This is a genomic window from Streptomyces sp. NPDC021093 (genome assembly GCF_044333135.1).
Classification (GTDB): Bacteria; Actinomycetota; Actinomycetes; order Streptomycetales; family Streptomycetaceae; genus Streptomyces.
Map to the genome: position 1 here is coordinate 75,600 of NZ_JBIRQJ010000004.1, position 16,222 is coordinate 91,821.

General features: G+C 71.6%; 17 protein-coding genes. 9 read left to right on the forward strand and 8 right to left on the reverse strand.

The window, feature by feature from the left end:
* Positions 1-125: 125 nt before the first annotated feature.
* On the reverse strand, positions 126-1,040 hold the full coding sequence (locus tag ACH4SP_RS12815) for a LysR family transcriptional regulator (protein ID WP_398413785.1): 915 nt from the start codon (positions 1,038-1,040) through the stop codon (positions 126-128).
* Positions 1,041-1,206: 166 nt separating this feature from the next.
* Between ACH4SP_RS12815 and ACH4SP_RS12820 the strand changes: the two genes are divergently transcribed.
* Positions 1,207-2,709, forward strand: coding sequence for an MFS transporter (locus ACH4SP_RS12820; protein WP_398415043.1), 1,503 nt, complete (start codon positions 1,207-1,209; stop codon positions 2,707-2,709).
* Here the strand turns inward: ACH4SP_RS12820 and ACH4SP_RS12825 are convergent.
* On the reverse strand, positions 2,615-3,406 hold the full coding sequence (locus ACH4SP_RS12825) for an aquaporin (protein ID WP_398413787.1): 792 nt from the start codon (positions 3,404-3,406) through the stop codon (positions 2,615-2,617). The two genes, ACH4SP_RS12820 and ACH4SP_RS12825, sit on opposite strands and share 95 nt — an antisense overlap.
* An 86-nt stretch (positions 3,407-3,492) precedes the next feature.
* Between ACH4SP_RS12825 and ACH4SP_RS12830 the strand changes: the two genes are divergently transcribed.
* Entirely contained in the window at positions 3,493-4,197 is a 705-nt protein-coding gene (locus ACH4SP_RS12830; protein ID WP_398413789.1) for a TetR/AcrR family transcriptional regulator, read from the forward strand.
* 246 nt (positions 4,198-4,443) lie between these two features.
* Positions 4,444-5,979: a M28 family metallopeptidase gene (locus ACH4SP_RS12835; protein WP_398415045.1), complete on the forward strand. Its 1,536-nt coding sequence runs from the start codon at positions 4,444-4,446 to the stop codon at positions 5,977-5,979.
* 113 nt (positions 5,980-6,092) lie between these two features.
* Here the strand turns inward: ACH4SP_RS12835 and ACH4SP_RS12840 are convergent, their stop codons facing one another.
* The 3 genes from ACH4SP_RS12840 to ACH4SP_RS12850 form a co-directional block, all read right to left on the reverse strand.
* Complete coding sequence (locus ACH4SP_RS12840) at positions 6,093-6,440, reverse strand: DoxX family protein (protein WP_398413791.1); 348 nt, start codon at positions 6,438-6,440, stop codon at positions 6,093-6,095.
* A gap of 211 nt (positions 6,441-6,651) precedes the next feature.
* Positions 6,652-7,101, reverse strand: coding sequence for a DUF6083 domain-containing protein (locus tag ACH4SP_RS12845; RefSeq protein ID WP_398413794.1), 450 nt, complete (start codon positions 7,099-7,101; stop codon positions 6,652-6,654).
* A gap of 94 nt (positions 7,102-7,195) precedes the next feature.
* Positions 7,196-7,996 carry a PIG-L deacetylase family protein gene (locus ACH4SP_RS12850; protein ID WP_398413796.1) on the reverse strand — a complete coding sequence of 267 codons (801 nt, stop codon included), beginning with the start codon at positions 7,994-7,996 and terminating at the stop codon, positions 7,196-7,198.
* A gap of 75 nt (positions 7,997-8,071) precedes the next feature.
* Between ACH4SP_RS12850 and sigJ the strand changes: the two genes are divergently transcribed.
* From sigJ to ACH4SP_RS12865, 3 genes are all read left to right on the forward strand, one after another.
* Positions 8,072-8,959 (forward strand): RNA polymerase sigma factor SigJ, encoded by an 888-nt coding sequence (gene sigJ, locus ACH4SP_RS12855; RefSeq protein WP_398413798.1) that lies wholly within the window; start codon positions 8,072-8,074, stop codon positions 8,957-8,959.
* A 78-nt stretch (positions 8,960-9,037) separates the two neighbouring features.
* Positions 9,038-10,129: an NAD(P)/FAD-dependent oxidoreductase gene (locus ACH4SP_RS12860; RefSeq protein WP_398413800.1), complete on the forward strand. Its 1,092-nt coding sequence runs from the start codon at positions 9,038-9,040 to the stop codon at positions 10,127-10,129.
* A 235-nt stretch (positions 10,130-10,364) separates the two neighbouring features.
* Entirely contained in the window at positions 10,365-10,895 is a 531-nt protein-coding gene (locus ACH4SP_RS12865) for a hypothetical protein (protein ID WP_398413802.1), read from the forward strand.
* On the opposite strand, the gene cynR is transcribed toward ACH4SP_RS12865, so the two are convergent.
* Positions 10,892-11,842 (reverse strand): transcriptional regulator CynR, encoded by a 951-nt coding sequence (cynR, locus tag ACH4SP_RS12870; RefSeq protein WP_398413804.1) that lies wholly within the window; start codon positions 11,840-11,842, stop codon positions 10,892-10,894. The genes ACH4SP_RS12865 and cynR overlap by 4 nt on opposite strands.
* Positions 11,843-12,046: 204 nt before the next feature.
* On the opposite strand from cynR, the gene ACH4SP_RS12875 reads away from it, so the two are divergent.
* From ACH4SP_RS12875 to ACH4SP_RS12885, 3 genes are all read left to right on the forward strand, one after another.
* Complete coding sequence (locus tag ACH4SP_RS12875) at positions 12,047-12,685, forward strand: carbonic anhydrase (protein ID WP_398415047.1); 639 nt, start codon at positions 12,047-12,049, stop codon at positions 12,683-12,685.
* Between the two features lie 38 nt (positions 12,686-12,723).
* Positions 12,724-13,206, forward strand: a complete 483-nt coding sequence (gene cynS, locus ACH4SP_RS12880) for a cyanase (RefSeq protein ID WP_362422837.1) — start codon at positions 12,724-12,726, stop codon at positions 13,204-13,206.
* 86 nt (positions 13,207-13,292) lie between these two features.
* Complete coding sequence (locus ACH4SP_RS12885; RefSeq protein WP_398413807.1) at positions 13,293-13,790, forward strand: nucleoside deaminase; 498 nt, start codon at positions 13,293-13,295, stop codon at positions 13,788-13,790.
* A 226-nt stretch (positions 13,791-14,016) separates the two neighbouring features.
* Here the strand turns inward: ACH4SP_RS12885 and ACH4SP_RS12890 are convergent, their stop codons facing one another.
* Complete coding sequence (locus ACH4SP_RS12890; RefSeq protein ID WP_398413809.1) at positions 14,017-14,502, reverse strand: VOC family protein; 486 nt, start codon at positions 14,500-14,502, stop codon at positions 14,017-14,019.
* A gap of 73 nt (positions 14,503-14,575) precedes the next feature.
* Positions 14,576-16,135 (reverse strand): helicase HerA-like domain-containing protein, encoded by a 1,560-nt coding sequence (locus ACH4SP_RS12895; RefSeq protein ID WP_398413811.1) that lies wholly within the window; start codon positions 16,133-16,135, stop codon positions 14,576-14,578.
* Positions 16,136-16,222 lie beyond the last annotated feature (87 nt).

Consider the following 16,222-nt stretch of genomic DNA (forward strand, 5'->3'; position numbering starts at 1 on the left):
GTACGGAAAGCCGGTCAGAGTGCGGCGGAACGAATGCCGCCAAGATGGACAGTTGCCCACGGCCCCGGAGTTTTCTCTGTGAGGTGTTTCACAGCCCGGGGAGCGGGAGGGGGGACGGGCCGCGCTCAGATCGCGCGCGCGACCTCCTGCGCCGCGCGGGCGACCTCCTGCGCCGCCCGTACGAAGGTCCGCAGTGCGCCCGTCTCGTCGCCCGCCCGCCACACCAGCCCGTGCCCGACCGGCTCCGCGTCCGCGAAGGGCACGAAGCAGATGCCGGGGCGCGCGTAGTACGTCGCCGTGTGCGCGGCGGCCAGCAGCGCGCCCCTTCCGGCCGCCACCAGCACCAACGCCTCCTGCATATTGGTCACCGCGGGGCCGCGCGCGATGGCCAGGCCGCCGGGCGTACGGCTCGGCGCGAGGTACTCCTGCCAGTAGTCCGGCAGTTCGCCGAGCGCCGGCAGGAGGGGCACTCCGGCCAGGTCCTCCAGGGAGAGCGAGGCGCGCGCGGAGAGCGGGTGCCCGGAGCCGATCGCCAGCACCCTCTGCTCGGTGAGGAGCGGGGCCGCGCTCGTCCCCAGATCGGCTTCCCTGGCCGGGAATTCCGTCAGTTGTACGTCGAATTCGCCGCTGCGCAACTGTCCGTACGGGTCGGCGAGCGGCACGTCGCAGATTTCCAACGCCAATTGGGGGTGACTGATCCGCAGCGCGTCTGCCGTCTTCATGACGATTTCCCCGGCCAGTGGATTGGAGAATCCGACGTTCAGGGTCGCGTCGATCCCGCGGGCGGTCTCGACCGCCCTGGCGAGGGCCTCGCCGATCGCCCGGTGGTGCGGTTCCAGGTCGCCGCGCAGCTGTCGGCCGAGCGCGGTGAGCCCGACCCTGCGGCTCGTACGGACGAAGAGCGGTGCGCCGACGCGCCGCTCCAGACGGCTGATCAGCTGGCTGACGCGGGCGCGGGAGAGGTGCATGCGGTCGGCGGTGCGGCCGAAGTGCAGTTCCTCGGCGAGAAGGAGGAAGCATTCGAGTTCGTCGCGTTCCATGGGTTTCTCCTGCGCTCGGCGGGGCGGATCAGCGGATCGACGGGCCCGTCCGATCGGTAAGCCCAGTTGAACGAACGTTGCTTTCTTCGGCATTGTTCCTGGTCTGCGCCCCGCCGAAGGTGAACGAGTGACCACTTCACCCGCTCTCCGAACCAATTCCCTCTCCATGTCCACCCGCCAGTGGGGCGTTCTGCTCGTCCTGTGCGGAGCGATCTTCCTCGAAGGCATCGACATCGCCATGCTCAATGTGGCGCTGCCCTCGATCCGGGCCGATCTGGGGCTCTCCACCGGCCAACTGCAGTGGGTGATGAGCGCGTACGTCCTCGGCTACGGCGGCTTCATGCTGCTCGGCGGACGGGCCGCCGACCTCTTCGGGCGGCGCCGGATGTTCGTGCTGTGGCTCGGTGTCTTCCTGCTGTTCTCCGGGCTCGGCGGACTCGCCACCGAAGGCTGGATGCTGGTCGCCGCCCGCTTCGTGACCGGGATCGCGGCGGCCTTCATGACCCCGGCGGGGCTCTCCATCATCACCACCGGGTTCGCCGAGGGGCCGCAGCGCAACAAGGCGCTGCTCTTCTACTCCGGCACCGCGGCGGGCGGCTTCTCCATCGGGCTCGTCGTGGGCGGGCTGCTCACGGTGCTCGGCTGGCGCTGGGTGTTCTTCGCACCCGTCGTGCTGTCGGCGCTGATCCTGGTGGCCGCGCTCGCGCTCGTACCGAAGACGCCCCGTCCGGAGCACCCGGGCCGGGGAGCGGGGCAGCGCCTCGACCTCGCGGGCGGGGTCACCGTGACCGCCGGGATCGTGACGCTGGTGCTCGGGGTGGAGCGCGCCGCGCACACCACCCCCGGCTGGACCGCGGCCACGCTCGGCGCGGGACTGGCCCTCCTCGCGGGCTTCGTCGTGATCGAGCGGCGGGTGGAGCGGGCGGGCGGCACCCCCGTCGTACGTCTTGGCATCTTCCGCTCGGGGAAGGGCGCGCTGGTCCGCGTCAATCTCTCCGGGCTGCTCCTGGCGGCCGGCTTCTTCGGATTCCAGTTCCTGGCCGTGCTCTACCTCCAGGAGCTGCGCGGCTGGTCCACGCTGGAGACCAGCTTCGCGATGCTCGTCGTCGGACTGGACGCGGTGCTTTCGCCGACGCTCACCCCGCGGCTGGTGGCGCGGTTCGGCAACGCCCGGGTGATCTTCGGCGGGGTGCTGGCGGCGGCTCTCGCGTACGCGCTGTTCCTGCCGGTGGCCGCGGACTGGACGTACCTGGCGATGTTCCCGAGCATGCTGCTGCTCGGGCTGGCGTTCTCGCTGACGTACGGGCCGATGACGATCGTGGCGACCGAGGGCGTCGACGAGGCGGAGCAGGGGATGGCGGGCGGGCTCTTCTACACGTCGTTCCAGTTCGGCGCCGCGCTCGGCCTTTCGACGGCCACGGCGGTCAATGTGGCCGCCACGAGCGGCAGTTCACCGGCCGAACTGCTCGACGGGTACCACGCGGCCTTGTGGGTGCCGCTCGGTGCGGCGGTGCTGGGGGCGGCCGTGGGCGCCTTCGGACTCCGCAACCGTACGGGGCGGGAAGCCGGCCGCGTCATCCCGCCGTCGCCTGCGGGAGCTCCGGCCGGGCACGATGCTCCGGCAGCGCACAGTGCTCCGGCAGCGCACGGCGCCTCCGCCGCCCGCTGATCAGATACGCCCCCGCCGCGAGCAGCGCACCGAGCACCGGGGCCACCAGGTACGTGGCCAGGTGCGCGGTGTGCCCGGAGAGCAGGGCCGGGCCGAACTGGCGGGCCGGGTTGACCGAGCCTCCGGTGACGGGGCCGAGCCCGACGATCGCCGCCGCGACGCTGCCGCCCATGAGGAGGGGCAGCGCGCGGGCGAGGCGCGGGACCCCCGGTGCGTACGCCGCGAGCAGCGTCATCGCCGCCATCGCGGCGGCCTCAAGGGCCGGTACGGCCGCCCCGCCCCAGGCCCCGTGCCACGCCTCGCCGGGAGCCACGGCGGCGGCGTCCGCGGCCGGACCCCACACCGCGCGCCCCAGGAACGTACCGAGTGCGGAACCCACCAACTGGGCGGCCACAAAAGGGAGTACGGCCCGGCCGGGGAACGCGCGCAGCGCCCACAGGCCGACGGTGACCGCCGGATTGAGGTGTCCGGCGGTCACCCGCTGGAGGGCGGGCGACATCACAAGGGCGATCACCGCACCGACGACGAGCGCGACCGCCGTCAGCCGGAGGGTGGGGTCGGGCACGGCCGCCACCGCCGGGGAATCGGCGACCAGCAACCAGCGGACGGCGGTGACGACGAGAAGGAGGAGGGCGGCGGTGAGGACCAATTCCCAGCAGGCCTGGCGCAGTGTGAACGCGCCGTGTTGAGTTGCCACCCGAGGAGTGAAGCGGATGACTATCCGGTTGGCAAGAGCCATGTCGAGAGAAGTGGATAACTGTCCGGTTCGGGTACGCTCCCGCCATGCGCGAGCCCGAGAGCGATCCCGCCCCCGCCACTCGTCCCGCCCCCACCACTCGTCCTGACCCCACCACTCGTCCCGCCCCCGCAGGTCACCCCGCCCTCCCGCGGGCCGACCGGCCCCCCGCCGAGCGCGCCGACGCCGCCCGCAACCGGCGCAGGATCCTCGACGCCGCCGCCCGGATCGTGGCCGACAAGGGCCCCGACTCCCTCACCATGAACGCGGTCGCGCACGCCAGCGGCATCGGTGTCGGCACCGTCTACCGGCGCTTCGGGGACGTACAGAAGCTGCTGTACGCACTCCTCGACGACCGGGAGCAGCAGTTCCAGGAGGCCTTCATGAGCGGCCCGCCGCCGCTCGGCCCCGACGCGCTGCCCGCACCGCCGACCCCGCCGGCCGTCCGGCTGCGCGCCTTCCTGTACGCGCTCGCCGACCGGGTCGCCGAGCAGCAGGAAATCCTGCTGGCCGCGGAGAGCGCATCGCCGCGCGGCCGGTACAACGGCGCCCCGTACCTGACGCTGCACACCCATGCCGCGATGCTGGTCGGGCAGGTCCAGCCGCGGGCGAACGCCGCCCTGGTGGCGCACCTGCTGCTCGCGACGCTCTCCCCGAGCCTGATCCAGCACCTGCACGAGAGCCGCGGGGTGACGGCGGCACAGATCAAGGACGGCCTCGACCAGCTCCTGTCGCTGCGGCTGGATCTCTGACTGCGGACCGGCAGCCCCCGTTTGTGTGTGCCCCCACGTGCCCCAACTGGGGTCGCACACAGTCCGAGTGACACAAGAGCGCCATTCGGCCGACCTCGCGCGCCTGCACGGGAGCCAGCCAGCAGAATCCCAGGGTGAGTTGTGGCACAGGCATTCCCAGACGCCCCCGAAGTCGCTAGCTTCCCCTCACATTTTGTTCGCATCGAGAGGACTCCTGTGAACGCTTCATCCCGCAGTCGCAGAGCCGTGGCCGCCGTCGCGTCCCTGGCGATCGCCACGCCGCTCCTGCTCGCCGCCGCCTCCCCGGCCACCGCACAGCGCAGCGGCTCCGACCCGGCGAAGGATGCCGCCAAGCTCGCGAAGAAGCTGGTGGCGGACTCGTCGGGGGAGGGCGCGTACCAGCACCTGAAGCAGTTCCAGGCGATAGCGGACTCGGCGGGCGGCCACCGTGCCGCGGGCTCGCTGGGCCACGACGCCTCGGGGGCGTACGTCTTCGGCCTGCTCAAGAAGGCGGGCTACGACGTCCACTACGAGAAGTTCGACTTCACGTACATCGAGACGCAGGCGGAGAAGCTGACCGTCGACACCCCGGCGCCCCGCACCGTCGACATCATCGCGATGTCGTACACGAAGTCCACTCCGGTCGGTGGCCTGAAGGCGTCGGTCGCGCACGTCCCCGTCGACGCGACCACCGGCTGCGAGGCCGGTGACTACGCGGCCGGGTTCACCGGCAAGATCGCCCTGATGAAGCGCGGCGGCTGCTCGTTCGCACAGAAGCAGGCCACCGCGGCGACGGCGGGCGCGGTCGGCGCGATCGTCTACAACAACGAACCCGGCACCCTCAACGGAACCCTCGGCACCCCAGCCGACGCCAAGCTCCCCACCGGCGGCATCACCCAGGCCGACGGTGAAGCGCTGGCCGCCGACATCGCCAAGGGCCCGGTCACGGTCACCCTGGACATCCGCCAGATCCAGCAGGTGAAGACCACCCGCAACGTCATCGCCGAGACCAAGGGCGGCAACGCGGACCGGACCGTCATGCTGGGCGCGCACCTGGACTCGGTCACCGACGGCCCCGGCATCAACGACAACGCGTCGGGCTCGGCGGGCCTGATCGAGGTCGCCCTCAAGCTCGCGAAGGCGACGAAGGACGGCAAGAAGCCCGCCAACAAGGTGCGTTTCGCCTGGTGGTCGGCGGAGGAGCTGGGCCTGCTCGGCGCCGAGGACTACGTCGCCAAGCTCACCCCGGAACAGCGCAAGAAGGTCGCGCTCTACCTGAACTTCGACATGATCGCCTCGCCGAACTTCGGCCAGTTCGTGTACGACGGCGACGACTCGGACAACACCGGTTCGGGCCCGGGTCCTGAAGGCTCCGCCCAACTCGAAAAGGGCATCAACGACTTCCTCGACAGCAAGAACTTCCCGCACGAGGGCACCGACTTCAGCGGGCGCTCCGACTACGGTCCGTTCATCGAGGTCGGCATCCCGTCCGGCGGCACCTTCACCGGCGCCGAGGGCGTCAAGACCCCTGCCCAGGCCGCCAAGTTCGGCGGTGAGGCGGGCGTCGCCTACGACAAGTGCTACCACTCGAAGTGCGACGACCTCAGCAACATCAACAAGAAGGCGCTCGACATCAACGTCGACGTCATCGCGCACGCGGTCGGCACCTACGCGCACGACCTGAGCTCCCTCTCCAAGCCGGTTGTCCCGAAGCCGACGACCGGCGGTGACAGCGGCAGCGGCGGCCACGGGGGTCCCGGCCACGACGCGCTGAGCAGCTAAGCAACTGAGCAGCCGAACGACCGAGCGCCGGACCGGCTGAACAGCTGGAGCTGAAGCAGCTGATCCGCCCGTGGCTCGCAGGGCGGGTGGGGGTGTGTCCCCACCCGCCCCGCTCAGGCCGCCAGCCCCAGCACCAGGGCCCCGACCACCGGCGCCGCGTACACCAGCGGGAACGGGATGTGCGCGTACCAGCGGGCCCGGACCACCGTGACGACCGCCCCGGCGAAGTACAGGACGAGCGCGACCTGGGCCGCGATCCCGACCGCCGGCACCGCAAGCCCCACCAGCAGGCCGACCGCGCCCGCCGCCTTGGCCGCGGCCAGCCGGGGCAGCCATGCCTGCGGGACGCCGTAGTCCTTGATCGGCTCCACGGCCCACTTGGCACCGAGGGCGGCCGAACCGGCCGAGAAGCCGACCATGACAGCGGCGACGACGGTCACGACAACGTAGGTGGTCGACATGGCGGGGGCTCCTCATCAGGCGTGCTCCGCAGCGGACTCGGTCCCGCTCCGGCCGGGCCGCTCGGCCCGTACACCCCTATGACTCGCCGCCCCGCGGAAGTGTGACCGCCCGGCGCGAAAAACTTTTGCGAGCCCCGCACCGGCCTCGCAGACCCCGCACCGCCCCCTGCGCCACCGCCGCCGAAGCCCCCGCCACCTGCGCCACCACCCCCTACGCCACCGCCGCCGAAGCCCCCGCCGACCTCGCCGGGCACCGGTCGAAGTGGCTGATCCGGCAGGTGTCCGCCGGTATCGCCGAACCCAGATTGACGGCCGTCCCGTCACCCGCGATCCGCCACCGCTTGCCCGCCGGAACGGAACCCACGACCCGCTCCCCCGGCTCGATCAGAATCCACTTCCCGCGCACCGTCCGGTGCCACTCGGCCGCCGCCCCGCACCGCTTGCACGACGTGCCCCCGGAGGTGCGCGGATCGGGCACGGCCCGCAACTGCCGTGCCGCGGAGCCGATTTCGATCGCGGTGCTCGCCAGCACCTCGGCCAGCAGCACCGGCTCGCGCCCACCGTCGGCCCGCTCGCACGCCGCACACACGGCCCGCCCCAGCGCCGGACGCCACCTGCCCTGCGGCCCGCCGCACGCCTCACACCCGTACGAAGAAATCATGACCCCCACCCGCAAACCACGTCGTTTACAGCTGACGTGAAGAATGCTTCCACAGGGGTCTGACAATCAGTCCTGACAGCAGCAACTCCGCAGGTCAGGACCGGTCCACCGGCACCCCGCCCGGTGCCCCGCCCAGCTCCACGAACCACTCCCGTCCCAGCAGCGCCCCGAACACCCCCGTCGGCATCCGCACCAGCGCCCGGAACGCCCCCGCGCTGCGCCCCGTGCCCCACACCTGCGACCGGTGCGCGGCCAGTGCCGCCTGCTTCCGGGCCGCGTAGCGGCGGGCGTCGACGGCGTGGGTGACGGCGGCGCGCGGGGTGTACTCGACGCGAAGCCGCGCGGTACGGAAGCCGCGGGGCGAGCGCAGCAGGGCCGTCAGCCGGAGCAGCCTGATCGGTGCGGTGCGCGGGATCGCCGTCGCCAGCACCCTTGCCACCCCGGCCAGTTCGGCAGCGGCCCGGCCCACCCCGTGCGCCCTTACGTGATCCCGGTGGCCGTAGCCGCCGCCCTCGTCGTGGATCAGCAGCAGGTCCGCGCGCTCCTCCCGGAGGATCGCGGCCAGGCGCTCGGCGGCCTCCTGGGCCGGGGCCCGCACGAACCGCTGCCGGTCCGGCGGGTCCGGGTACAGGTCCTTGCCGTGGCCGCTGTCCGCGTATCCCAGGTGCGCGACCCGGGACGCACCCAACGCCGCCCCGCTCGCGCGGAGTTCGGCCAGCCGCGGCGCCTCCTCCCGTACCGAACCCCTCACCTCCCCCCGTACGGAACCCATCTCCCCGTCCGTCGCGGACACCAGCACCACCCGGTGCCCCTCCGCCGCCGCGCGGGCCAGCGTGCCCCCCGCGTGCAGGACCTCGTCGTCGGGGTGGGCGAAGAACGCTACGAGTGTGGCCATGGGGTCCATCCTGGCAAAGCCGCCCCGCCCCTTACCCTCATGAGGACCAGCCCCGCAGACCCGGGAGTGCGAACCATGGCGGACCAGGCCCAGTTCGAGCAGCACCGCAGCCACCTGCACGCGGTCGCCTACCGCATCACCGGGTCCGTCTCCGACGCCGACGACGCCGTGCAGGAGGCCTGGCTGCGCTGGCACGCGCTCGACGACGGGACCGCCGCCAACCCCCGTGCGTACCTCACCACCACCGTCAGCCGCATCTGCTACGACCAGCTGACCTCCGCCCGCGCCCGCCGCGAGCGGTACGTCGGGCCGTGGCTGCCCGAGCCGCTGGTCACCACCCCGGCCGCCGACGGACCCGAGGAGCGCGCCACCCTCGACGAGTCCGTCAGCACCGCCATGCTCACCGTGATGGAGAGCCTCACCCCGGCCGAGCGCACCGCCTTCGTACTGCACGACGTCTTCGACGTGCCGTTCCCGGAGATCGCCGGCGCACTGGACAAGTCCCCCGCTTCCGTACGGCAGTTGGCGTCACAGGCGCGCAAGCACGTACGGGACGCGAAGCCGCGCCGGTCCGTCGCGCGCGCCGAGCACCGGCGGGCCGTGGACACCTTCCTCGCCGCCGTCACCGGGGGCGGCGACCTCGACGCGCTGCTCAGCGTCCTGGACCCGCAGGCCGTCTGGCGTTCCGACGGCGGCGGCCTCGTCACCGCGGCCCGCAAGCCGATCTTCGGCGCGGACAGGGTCGCGATGGTCGCCCAGCGGCTCTACCGCGCGTTCGACCCGGCGACCATGCGCCTGCTGACGTACGACGTGAACGGAGCGCCCGGACTCGTCCTGGACGGCCCCGTGATCGGCCAGCAGGGCGTGCTGGCCTTCACCGTCGGCGAGAACGGCCTGATCACCGGCATCGACGTCGTCGTGAACCCGGAGAAGCTCCGCCACCTGGACTTCCACGCGCTCTAGCCCGGGGGCCCGCACCCCGTCACGAGCCCTGTGACGGGCATCACCTCACACTTCCCGCCGCCGCGTCGTCCCCCGTACATGAACACCTTCGAGCAGGCCCAGCAGCGCATCGTCGTCATCGGCGCCGGATACTCCGGCCTCATGGCCGCCCTCCGGCTGTCCCCGCACGCCCAGGTCACCCTCCTGGACCCCGTCGGCCACCTCACCGAGCGCGTCCGGCTCCACGAGGTCGCCGCCGGGCGCCCCGAGTCCGAGGTCACCCACCCCCTCAACGCCCGCTTCCTGCGCCACACCCGCATCACGCACCACACCGGCCGCGCCGTCTCCCTCGACCCCGCCGCGCGCACCGTCACCACCGACACCGGCCTGGTCCTCCCGTACGACCGCCTGGTGTACGCCCTCGGCTCCACCACCCGCCTCCCCGACCGCTCCGAACGCCTCTTCACCGCCGAGTCCGCCCCGGCCCTGCACAAGCGGCTCCTCGACGGGCCCGGCCGACTGGCCGTCGTCGGCGGCGGGTTGACGGGCATCGAGATGGCCGCCGAACTCGCCGAGCGGCACGGCCGCGACTGGCAGGTCCGGCTGCTGACCTCGGACACGCTCGCCCCCGGCCTCTCCGTGAAGGGCCGCGCCCACCTCCGTACGACGCTCGCCTCGCTCGGCGTACGCGTCGAGGAGGGCCACCGCATCAGCGACCCGGACACGGTGGACGCCGACGCCGTCGTCTGGTCGGCGTCGATGGTCCCGAACACCGGCCTCGCCGCCGACGCAGGACTCGCCCTCAACTCCGTCGGCCGCATCGACGTCGACGCCGCGCACCGCTCCGTCTCGCACCCGGAGATCTACGTCGCGGGAGACGCGGGCGGCACCCACCGGATGTCCTGCCAGGCCGCACTGCCCATGGGGTCGCGGATCGCGACGTCGATCATCGCGGAGGGACGCGGAAAGGGACCGGTCGCCCACCCCGTCTCGTTCGTCCTCCAGTGCGTCAGCCTCGGCAGGCGCAACGGGCTCGTGCAGTCGGTCCGCAGCGACGACTCGCCCCGCGAACTCGTCCTCACCGGGCGGCCCGCCGCCTTCGTGAAGGAGCAGATCTGCGCCTCCACCGTCAAGACGATGTCCTTCGCGGCCCGCAGGCCGGGGGCGATCCCGCTGCAGCCGGGCTTCTGACCGGGGCATGCGCGGACGACGGCGTACGCGCGAGGACGGCGTACGCGCGAGGACGGCGTACGCGCGAAGACGGCGTACGCGCGAAGGAGGACATGCATCCACCCAAAGGGGCATACCAAAGTCACAACGGCCCCACCCATCGGCTGATGGCCGCCCTCCCACCAGTGGCTAGGCTTGAAACCCCAGCGGGCACCCGATGTGCCCTTCCACGGGGCAAGCCCACGGGGGAGCCGAGATGAGCCACAACCACCCACCGAATCCGACGGTGTTGGGGTACTCCCGCACCCGGCTCCTGCGCATCCTGGTCGGCTTCCCGGCCGTCGGACTCGGCATCGGCTTCCTGCTGCCCGCGCTCGCCCGCTGGACGGACAGCTCGGCGGCCGGACCGCTGCGCAAGGTGTTCGCCGCGCTCGGGAGCCTGGACCAGCCCTGGCAGATCGCGCTGTGCGCGCTCGCGGCCACCGCGCTCGGAGTGCTCGCCGCCTACGTCGCCGTCGCCGACTCGACGCGGGTGACCGTCACGGACGCCTCGCTCGGCATCGAGCCGCGCGACGGCAAGAAGGCCAAGGCCCTGGCACGGGCGGACGTGGCGGACGTGTACCTCGACGGCCGGGACCTCGTGGTCCTCGACGCGGCGGGCCGGCAGCTGGCCCGCACCCCGCGCCAGGCCTCCCGGCACGCACTCGCCCAGGCGTTCCGCGCGCACGACTACCCGTGGCACGACTCCCGGCCGGGCGCTTCCACCCGCACGCCGGTGGCCGCTTAGGCGCCTGCCCGCACTCCGGGGGCTGCCGCACCGCCGTCCCGCACGCCGGTGGCCGCGTAGCCGCTCTCCCGTACCCACTCCACCAGCCGTTCCTCGAACGCCCGCGCCGCCGCGCTCCGGTACGCCGACTCCCGGCGCAGCAGCGCGGCCGTCCGCACGGGCAGCGCCGGCTCGACGGGGACGCGCCGCAGCCGGTCGTCATCGGCGGCGATGGGCGCCGGGAGCACGGTCGCCAGACCGCCCCTGCCGACGACCTCGACCAGGACGCTGAGCGAGTTCGCCTCGACCGCGATGCCGGGGCGGACCCCCTGCCCCTCGAAGTACGCGTCGACGTGCCGACGGGTCGCGAAGTCCCCGCTCAGCAGGGCGAGTCGATGAGCGGCGAGCGACTTCAGCGGGACCACGTCCAGCTCCGCGCACGGATGGTCCACCCCCACCACCAGCCCCAGCGCCTCCTCGAACAGCGCCGTCGCCGCGACCCCCGCCGTGTGCTCGCCCTCGAATCCGATCCCCAGATCGAGCCGGTCGTCGAGCAGTTCGGCCTCGATGCGCGCCTGCGTCATCTCCCGTACGTCGAGCGAGATCCCGGGGTGGCGCGCACAGAAGTCCGCCACCAGCGGACCCGCCAGATACGTCGTGAACGTCGGGGTCATCGCCACCCGCAGCGTCCCCCGCGACAGGTCCCCCACGTCCAGGACCGCCCGCTCGCCGGCCGCCAGGTCCTGCAGCGCCCGGCGCGCGTACGCCGCGTACGCCTCGCCCGCGTCGGTGAGCCGCACCGAGCGCCCGGAGCGGTCGAGCAGCTGCACCTTCAGCGCCCGCTCCAACTGTTTGACCTGCTGTGACAGCGTCGGCTGCGAGATGTGCAGGGCCTCGGCCGCACGCGTGAAGTTCGCGTGCTCGGCGACGGCGAGCAGATAGCGGAGATGCCGCAGTTCCAGAGCCATGGCCTCGACTATAGATGCCATCTATCACTTACAGCGACAGCAACTCTTGGACTCTATAGGTCCAGCTCATGCATGGTGGAGCACATCGGACAACAGCCCGATGAAACGGTCGAAAGACCCGAGCCAGTCGCAAGGAGTGATCCCATGAGTGACCCTGTGAGCGATCCCGTGAGCGATCCCGTGAGTGACCCCATGAGCGACCCCATGGAGGAGATCGCCGCCGGATTCCAGCGCTTCCGGCGCGAGGCCTTCCCGCCCAGAGCGGAGCTCTTCCAGCGGCTGGCCACCACCCACACCCCGAACGCCCTGTTCATCGGCTGTTCGGACGCCCGGGTCGTCCCCGAGCTGATCACCCAGCGCGAGCCGGGCGAGCTGTTCGTCATCCGTACGGCCGGGAACCTCGTCCCGCCGTACGGCCAGGGCGCGGACGGCGTCGCCGCCAGCATCGAGTACGCGGTGAACGCCCTCGGCGTCGCCGACATCATCGTCTGCGGCCACTCCGCCTGCGGCGCGATGACCGCACTCGCCACCGGCACCGACATGTCGGGGCTCCCCGCCACCGCCACCTGGCTGCGGCACGCGGACGCCTCCAAGGCGCTGCTGGACGCCGCCCCCACCGCGCCGGACACCGCCGCACCCGGCACCGGTGACCGCGTCACGGCCCTGGTCCGCCAGAACGTCCTCGCCCAGCTCACCAATCTGCGCACCCACCCCTCGGTGGCCCGCGCACTGGCCCACCACGAGGTCACCCTGCACGGCTGGGTCTACGACATCGGCTCGGGCCGCATCGAGACCCTCGACGCCACGACGGGGGCGGCGACCCCGCTGACCGCGGGCGTCTGACACCCCCTCCCCACCCCACGTACGAAGGAAGAGAAACCATGAACAACCTCCACGCCCAGGCCGACCAGAACTCCCGCCAGCAGCTCACCGTCGCCGCCATCGAGGCCAAGACCCGCCGTGACCTGTCCTGGAAGGAGATCGCCGAGCCGACGGGCCTGTCTGTCGCCTTCGTGACCGCCGCGCTCCTCGGCCAGCACCCGCTGCCTGCCGACGCCGCCCGTACGGTCGCAGGCCTGCTCGGCCTCGATGACGACGCCGTGCTGCTGCTCCAGACCGTTCCGATGCGCGGCAGCATCGTCGGCAACGGCGGCATCCCCACCGACCCGACCATCTACCGCTTCTACGAGATGCTCCAGGTCTACGGCACGACCCTGAAGGCCCTGGTCCACGAGGAGTTCGGCGACGGCATCATCTCGGCGATCAACTTCAAGCTGGACGTGAAGAAGGTCGCCGACCCCGAGGGCGGCGAGCGCGCGGTCATCACGCTGGACGGCAAGTACCTCCCGACCAAGCCCTTCTGACCGTCCACCGGGGCGGACCGTTTCACGTGAAACAGTCCGCCCCGGCCCCTCTTGGTACGCCCCAACTCCCCTGGAAGGAAACGCACATGGACTTCGCCCGGCGCACCATCGACCTCGCCCGCGCCAACGTCGCCGAGGGCGGCCGCCCGTTCGCCACCGTCATCGTCCGGGACGGCGAAATCGTCGCCGAGAGCGGCAACAAGGTCGCGCAGACCGGTGATCCCACGGCCCACGCCGAGATCCTCGCCATTCGCGAGGCGTGCACGAAGCTCGGCACCGAGCACCTCACGGACTGCACGATCTACGTCCTCGCCCACCCGTGCCCGATGTGTCTCGGCTCCCTCTACTACTGCTCGCCGGCCGAGGTCGTCTTCCTGACCACTCGCGATGCGTACGAGCCGCACTACGTGGACGACCGGAAGTACTTCGAACTCGGCACGTTCTACGAGGAGTTCGCGAAGCCGTGGCAGGACCGCCGGCTGCCCATGCGGCACGATGCCAGGGAGGCGGCGGTCGACGTCTACCGCGACTGGCAGGCACGCAACGGGGGCGAGCGGCGGGTCCCGGGGACGCCGACGGCCTGAGCGGGAGATGGGGCGGGGCGTGGGGGCGGGGCACACCCGTGCGGGTAGGTGGTCTTCGTGCGGGCGCATCGTGGCTGATCGCGCAGTTCCCCGCGCCCCTGAGTTGCTCTCCTTTAGCCCCCTTGAGCGTTACCGCCGTGCTCGAACGAAGTTGAGAGCTTGGGGGAGGGTGGGCAAGGGGGCGGCCCTCCACTCGGAGCCCCTCCCCCCGACCGCACGCCCCGTCCTACTCCCCCGCGTGCGCCCTCCGTACCGCCGCGATGTCGATCTTCTTCATCTCGTACATCGCCCGTGTCGCCCGCGCCGCCTTCTCCTGGTCCGGGTCGCCGATCAGATCGATCAGTTCCACCGGGGCCACCTGCCACGACACCCCGTACTTGTCCTTCAGCCAGCCGCACTGGCTCTCCTCGCCGCCGTCCTCCGTCAGCCGGGCCCAGTAGTGGTCGACCTCCGCCTGGTCCGTGCAGTCGATCTGGAAGGACACCGCCTCGCTGAACCGGAACATCGGCCCGCCGTTCAGCGCGACGAACCGCTGCCCGTTGATCTCGAACTCGACGGTCACGACCGACCCGGCAGGCCCCGGACCTGCCTCGTTGTAGCGCAGGGTCCGCCCGCGCGACCCGTCCTTGAAGACCGACAGATAGAAGTCCGCCGCTTCCTCCGCCTTGTCGTCGAACCACAGACACGTGGTGAAACCTCGCGCGATGCTCATCCCGTACTCCTCACCAGAAGTGAATCCGGAAGTGAATCCGTCTGTCTGTTAAGACTGCCGTCGGGCCGGAAACTCACCGGCGCCGGCGCGAAGTCCCGAAGATGGACCGGCTGATCTCCCGTCCCAGCTGCGTCCCGATCGACCGCGCGAGCGACTTGAACATCCCGCTCCCCACCACCTGCTCCACCAGCGACGGATCGTCCCGCACCGGGGCGGCGGCCTCCGGAGCAGCCGGGGCCGAGGCCGGGGCCGCGGCCGCCGGGGCCTGGAGCTTCTCGTACGCCGATTCCCTGTCGATCGCCTGCGCGTAACGCCCGTACAGCAGCGACGACTTGACCGCCCGGTCCAGCGCCTCGTCCCCCACGGGGCCCATCAGCGACTGCGGCGCCCGCAGCCGTGTCGCCGCCACCGGCGTCGGCGCACCCTGCTCGCTCAGTACGGTGATCACCGCCTCGCCCGTCCCGAGCCCGGTCAGCACCTCCTCCAGGTCGTACGGCGAGTTCGGGAAGGTCCGCACCGTCGCCTTGAGCGCCTTCGCGTCGTCCGGTGTGAAGGCCCGCAGCGCGTGCTGCACGCGGTTGCCGAGCTGGGCGAGCACGTCCGCGGGGACGTCCTTGGGGGTCTGGGTCACGAAGAAGACGCCGACGCCCTTGGAACGGATCAGCCGGACCGTCTGCGTGATCGACTCCAGGAACGCCTTCGACGCCCCGTTGAAGAGGAGGTGTGCCTCGTCGAAGAAGAAGACGAGCTTGGGCCGGTCCAGGTCGCCGACCTCGGGGAGCCCCTGGAAGAGGTCCGCGAGCAGCCACATCAGGAAGGTGGAGAAGAGCTGCGGACTGCGCTGCACGGCGGCCAGTTCGAGGACCGAGACCAGGCCCCGCCCGTCCGGCGCCTGCCGCAGCAGCTCGCTCGTGTCGAACTCCGGCTCCCCGAAGAACTCCCCCGCCCCCTGCTGCTCGAAGGCCGTCAGCGCCCGCAGGATCACCCCGGCCGTCACCGTCGACAGGCCGCCGATCCCCTTCAGCTCCGGCTTGCCCACGTCGGAGGTGAGGAAGGCGACGACCGCGCGCAGGTCCTTCAGGTCCACCAGCTCCAGACCCTTGGAGTCCGCGTAGTGGAAGATCAGCCCGAGCGACTGCTCCTGCGTCTGATTGAGCTGGAGCACCTTCGACAGCAGTACCGGGCCGAAGCTGGTGACCGTCGCCCGCAGCGGGATCCCGGGCCCGATCCCGCCCAGCGCGTAGAACTCGCACGGATGGCCGGTTCCGGCCCACTCCTGCCCGACGGCCGCAGCCCGCTCCCGTACCTTCTCGTTCTCCTCGCCCGGCGCCGAGATCCCGGACACGTCGCCCTTGATGTCGGCGAGGAAGACGGGCACGCCCTGCGCCGACAGCTGCTCGGCGATCAGCTGCAGCGTCTTCGTCTTCCCGGTGCCCGTCGCGCCCGCGACGAGCCCGTGCCGGTTCAGCATGGTGAGCGGGATCCGGATCTGCGCCTCGGGCAGACAGACCCCGCCCCAGAGCAGCGCACCGAGCTCCAGGGTGGGCCCGGTGAAGGCATATCCAGCCGCGATAGTCGTCGCCTCGGCACCCAAAGCACTGTCCGTGTCACCGGAGGGGGTACTTCCGCTCATCGTTTGCTCCCGTTCTGGTGCTGAATACGACCTTTGCATCCCTCCCTCATGGCTGCGCCCGGAGCACCTTCCCCGGTAGGCTTTCCG

Bases quoted from the DNA above. Each gene is read 5' to 3' on its own strand.
- ACH4SP_RS12815 (WP_398413785.1), bottom strand. From the start codon at position 1,040: ATGGAACGCGACGAACTCGAATGCTTCCTCCTTCTCGCCGAGGAACTG.
- ACH4SP_RS12820 (WP_398415043.1), top strand. From the start codon at position 1,207: ATGTCCACCCGCCAGTGGGGCGTTCTGCTCGTCCTGTGCGGAGCGATC.
- ACH4SP_RS12830 (WP_398413789.1), top strand. From the start codon at position 3,493: ATGCGCGAGCCCGAGAGCGATCCCGCCCCCGCCACTCGTCCCGCCCCC.
- ACH4SP_RS12840 (WP_398413791.1), bottom strand. From the start codon at position 6,440: ATGTCGACCACCTACGTTGTCGTGACCGTCGTCGCCGCTGTCATGGTC.
- ACH4SP_RS12845 (WP_398413794.1), bottom strand. From the start codon at position 7,101: ATGATTTCTTCGTACGGGTGTGAGGCGTGCGGCGGGCCGCAGGGCAGG.
- ACH4SP_RS12850 (WP_398413796.1), bottom strand. From the start codon at position 7,996: ATGGCCACACTCGTAGCGTTCTTCGCCCACCCCGACGACGAGGTCCTG.
- sigJ (WP_398413798.1), top strand. From the start codon at position 8,072: ATGGCGGACCAGGCCCAGTTCGAGCAGCACCGCAGCCACCTGCACGCG.
- ACH4SP_RS12860 (WP_398413800.1), top strand. From the start codon at position 9,038: ATGAACACCTTCGAGCAGGCCCAGCAGCGCATCGTCGTCATCGGCGCC.
- ACH4SP_RS12865 (WP_398413802.1), top strand. From the start codon at position 10,365: ATGAGCCACAACCACCCACCGAATCCGACGGTGTTGGGGTACTCCCGC.
- cynR (WP_398413804.1), bottom strand. From the start codon at position 11,842: ATGGCTCTGGAACTGCGGCATCTCCGCTATCTGCTCGCCGTCGCCGAG.
- ACH4SP_RS12875 (WP_398415047.1), top strand. From the start codon at position 12,047: ATGGAGGAGATCGCCGCCGGATTCCAGCGCTTCCGGCGCGAGGCCTTC.
- cynS (WP_362422837.1), top strand. From the start codon at position 12,724: ATGAACAACCTCCACGCCCAGGCCGACCAGAACTCCCGCCAGCAGCTC.
- ACH4SP_RS12885 (WP_398413807.1), top strand. From the start codon at position 13,293: ATGGACTTCGCCCGGCGCACCATCGACCTCGCCCGCGCCAACGTCGCC.
- ACH4SP_RS12890 (WP_398413809.1), bottom strand. From the start codon at position 14,502: ATGAGCATCGCGCGAGGTTTCACCACGTGTCTGTGGTTCGACGACAAG.
- ACH4SP_RS12895 (WP_398413811.1), bottom strand. From the start codon at position 16,135: ATGAGCGGAAGTACCCCCTCCGGTGACACGGACAGTGCTTTGGGTGCC.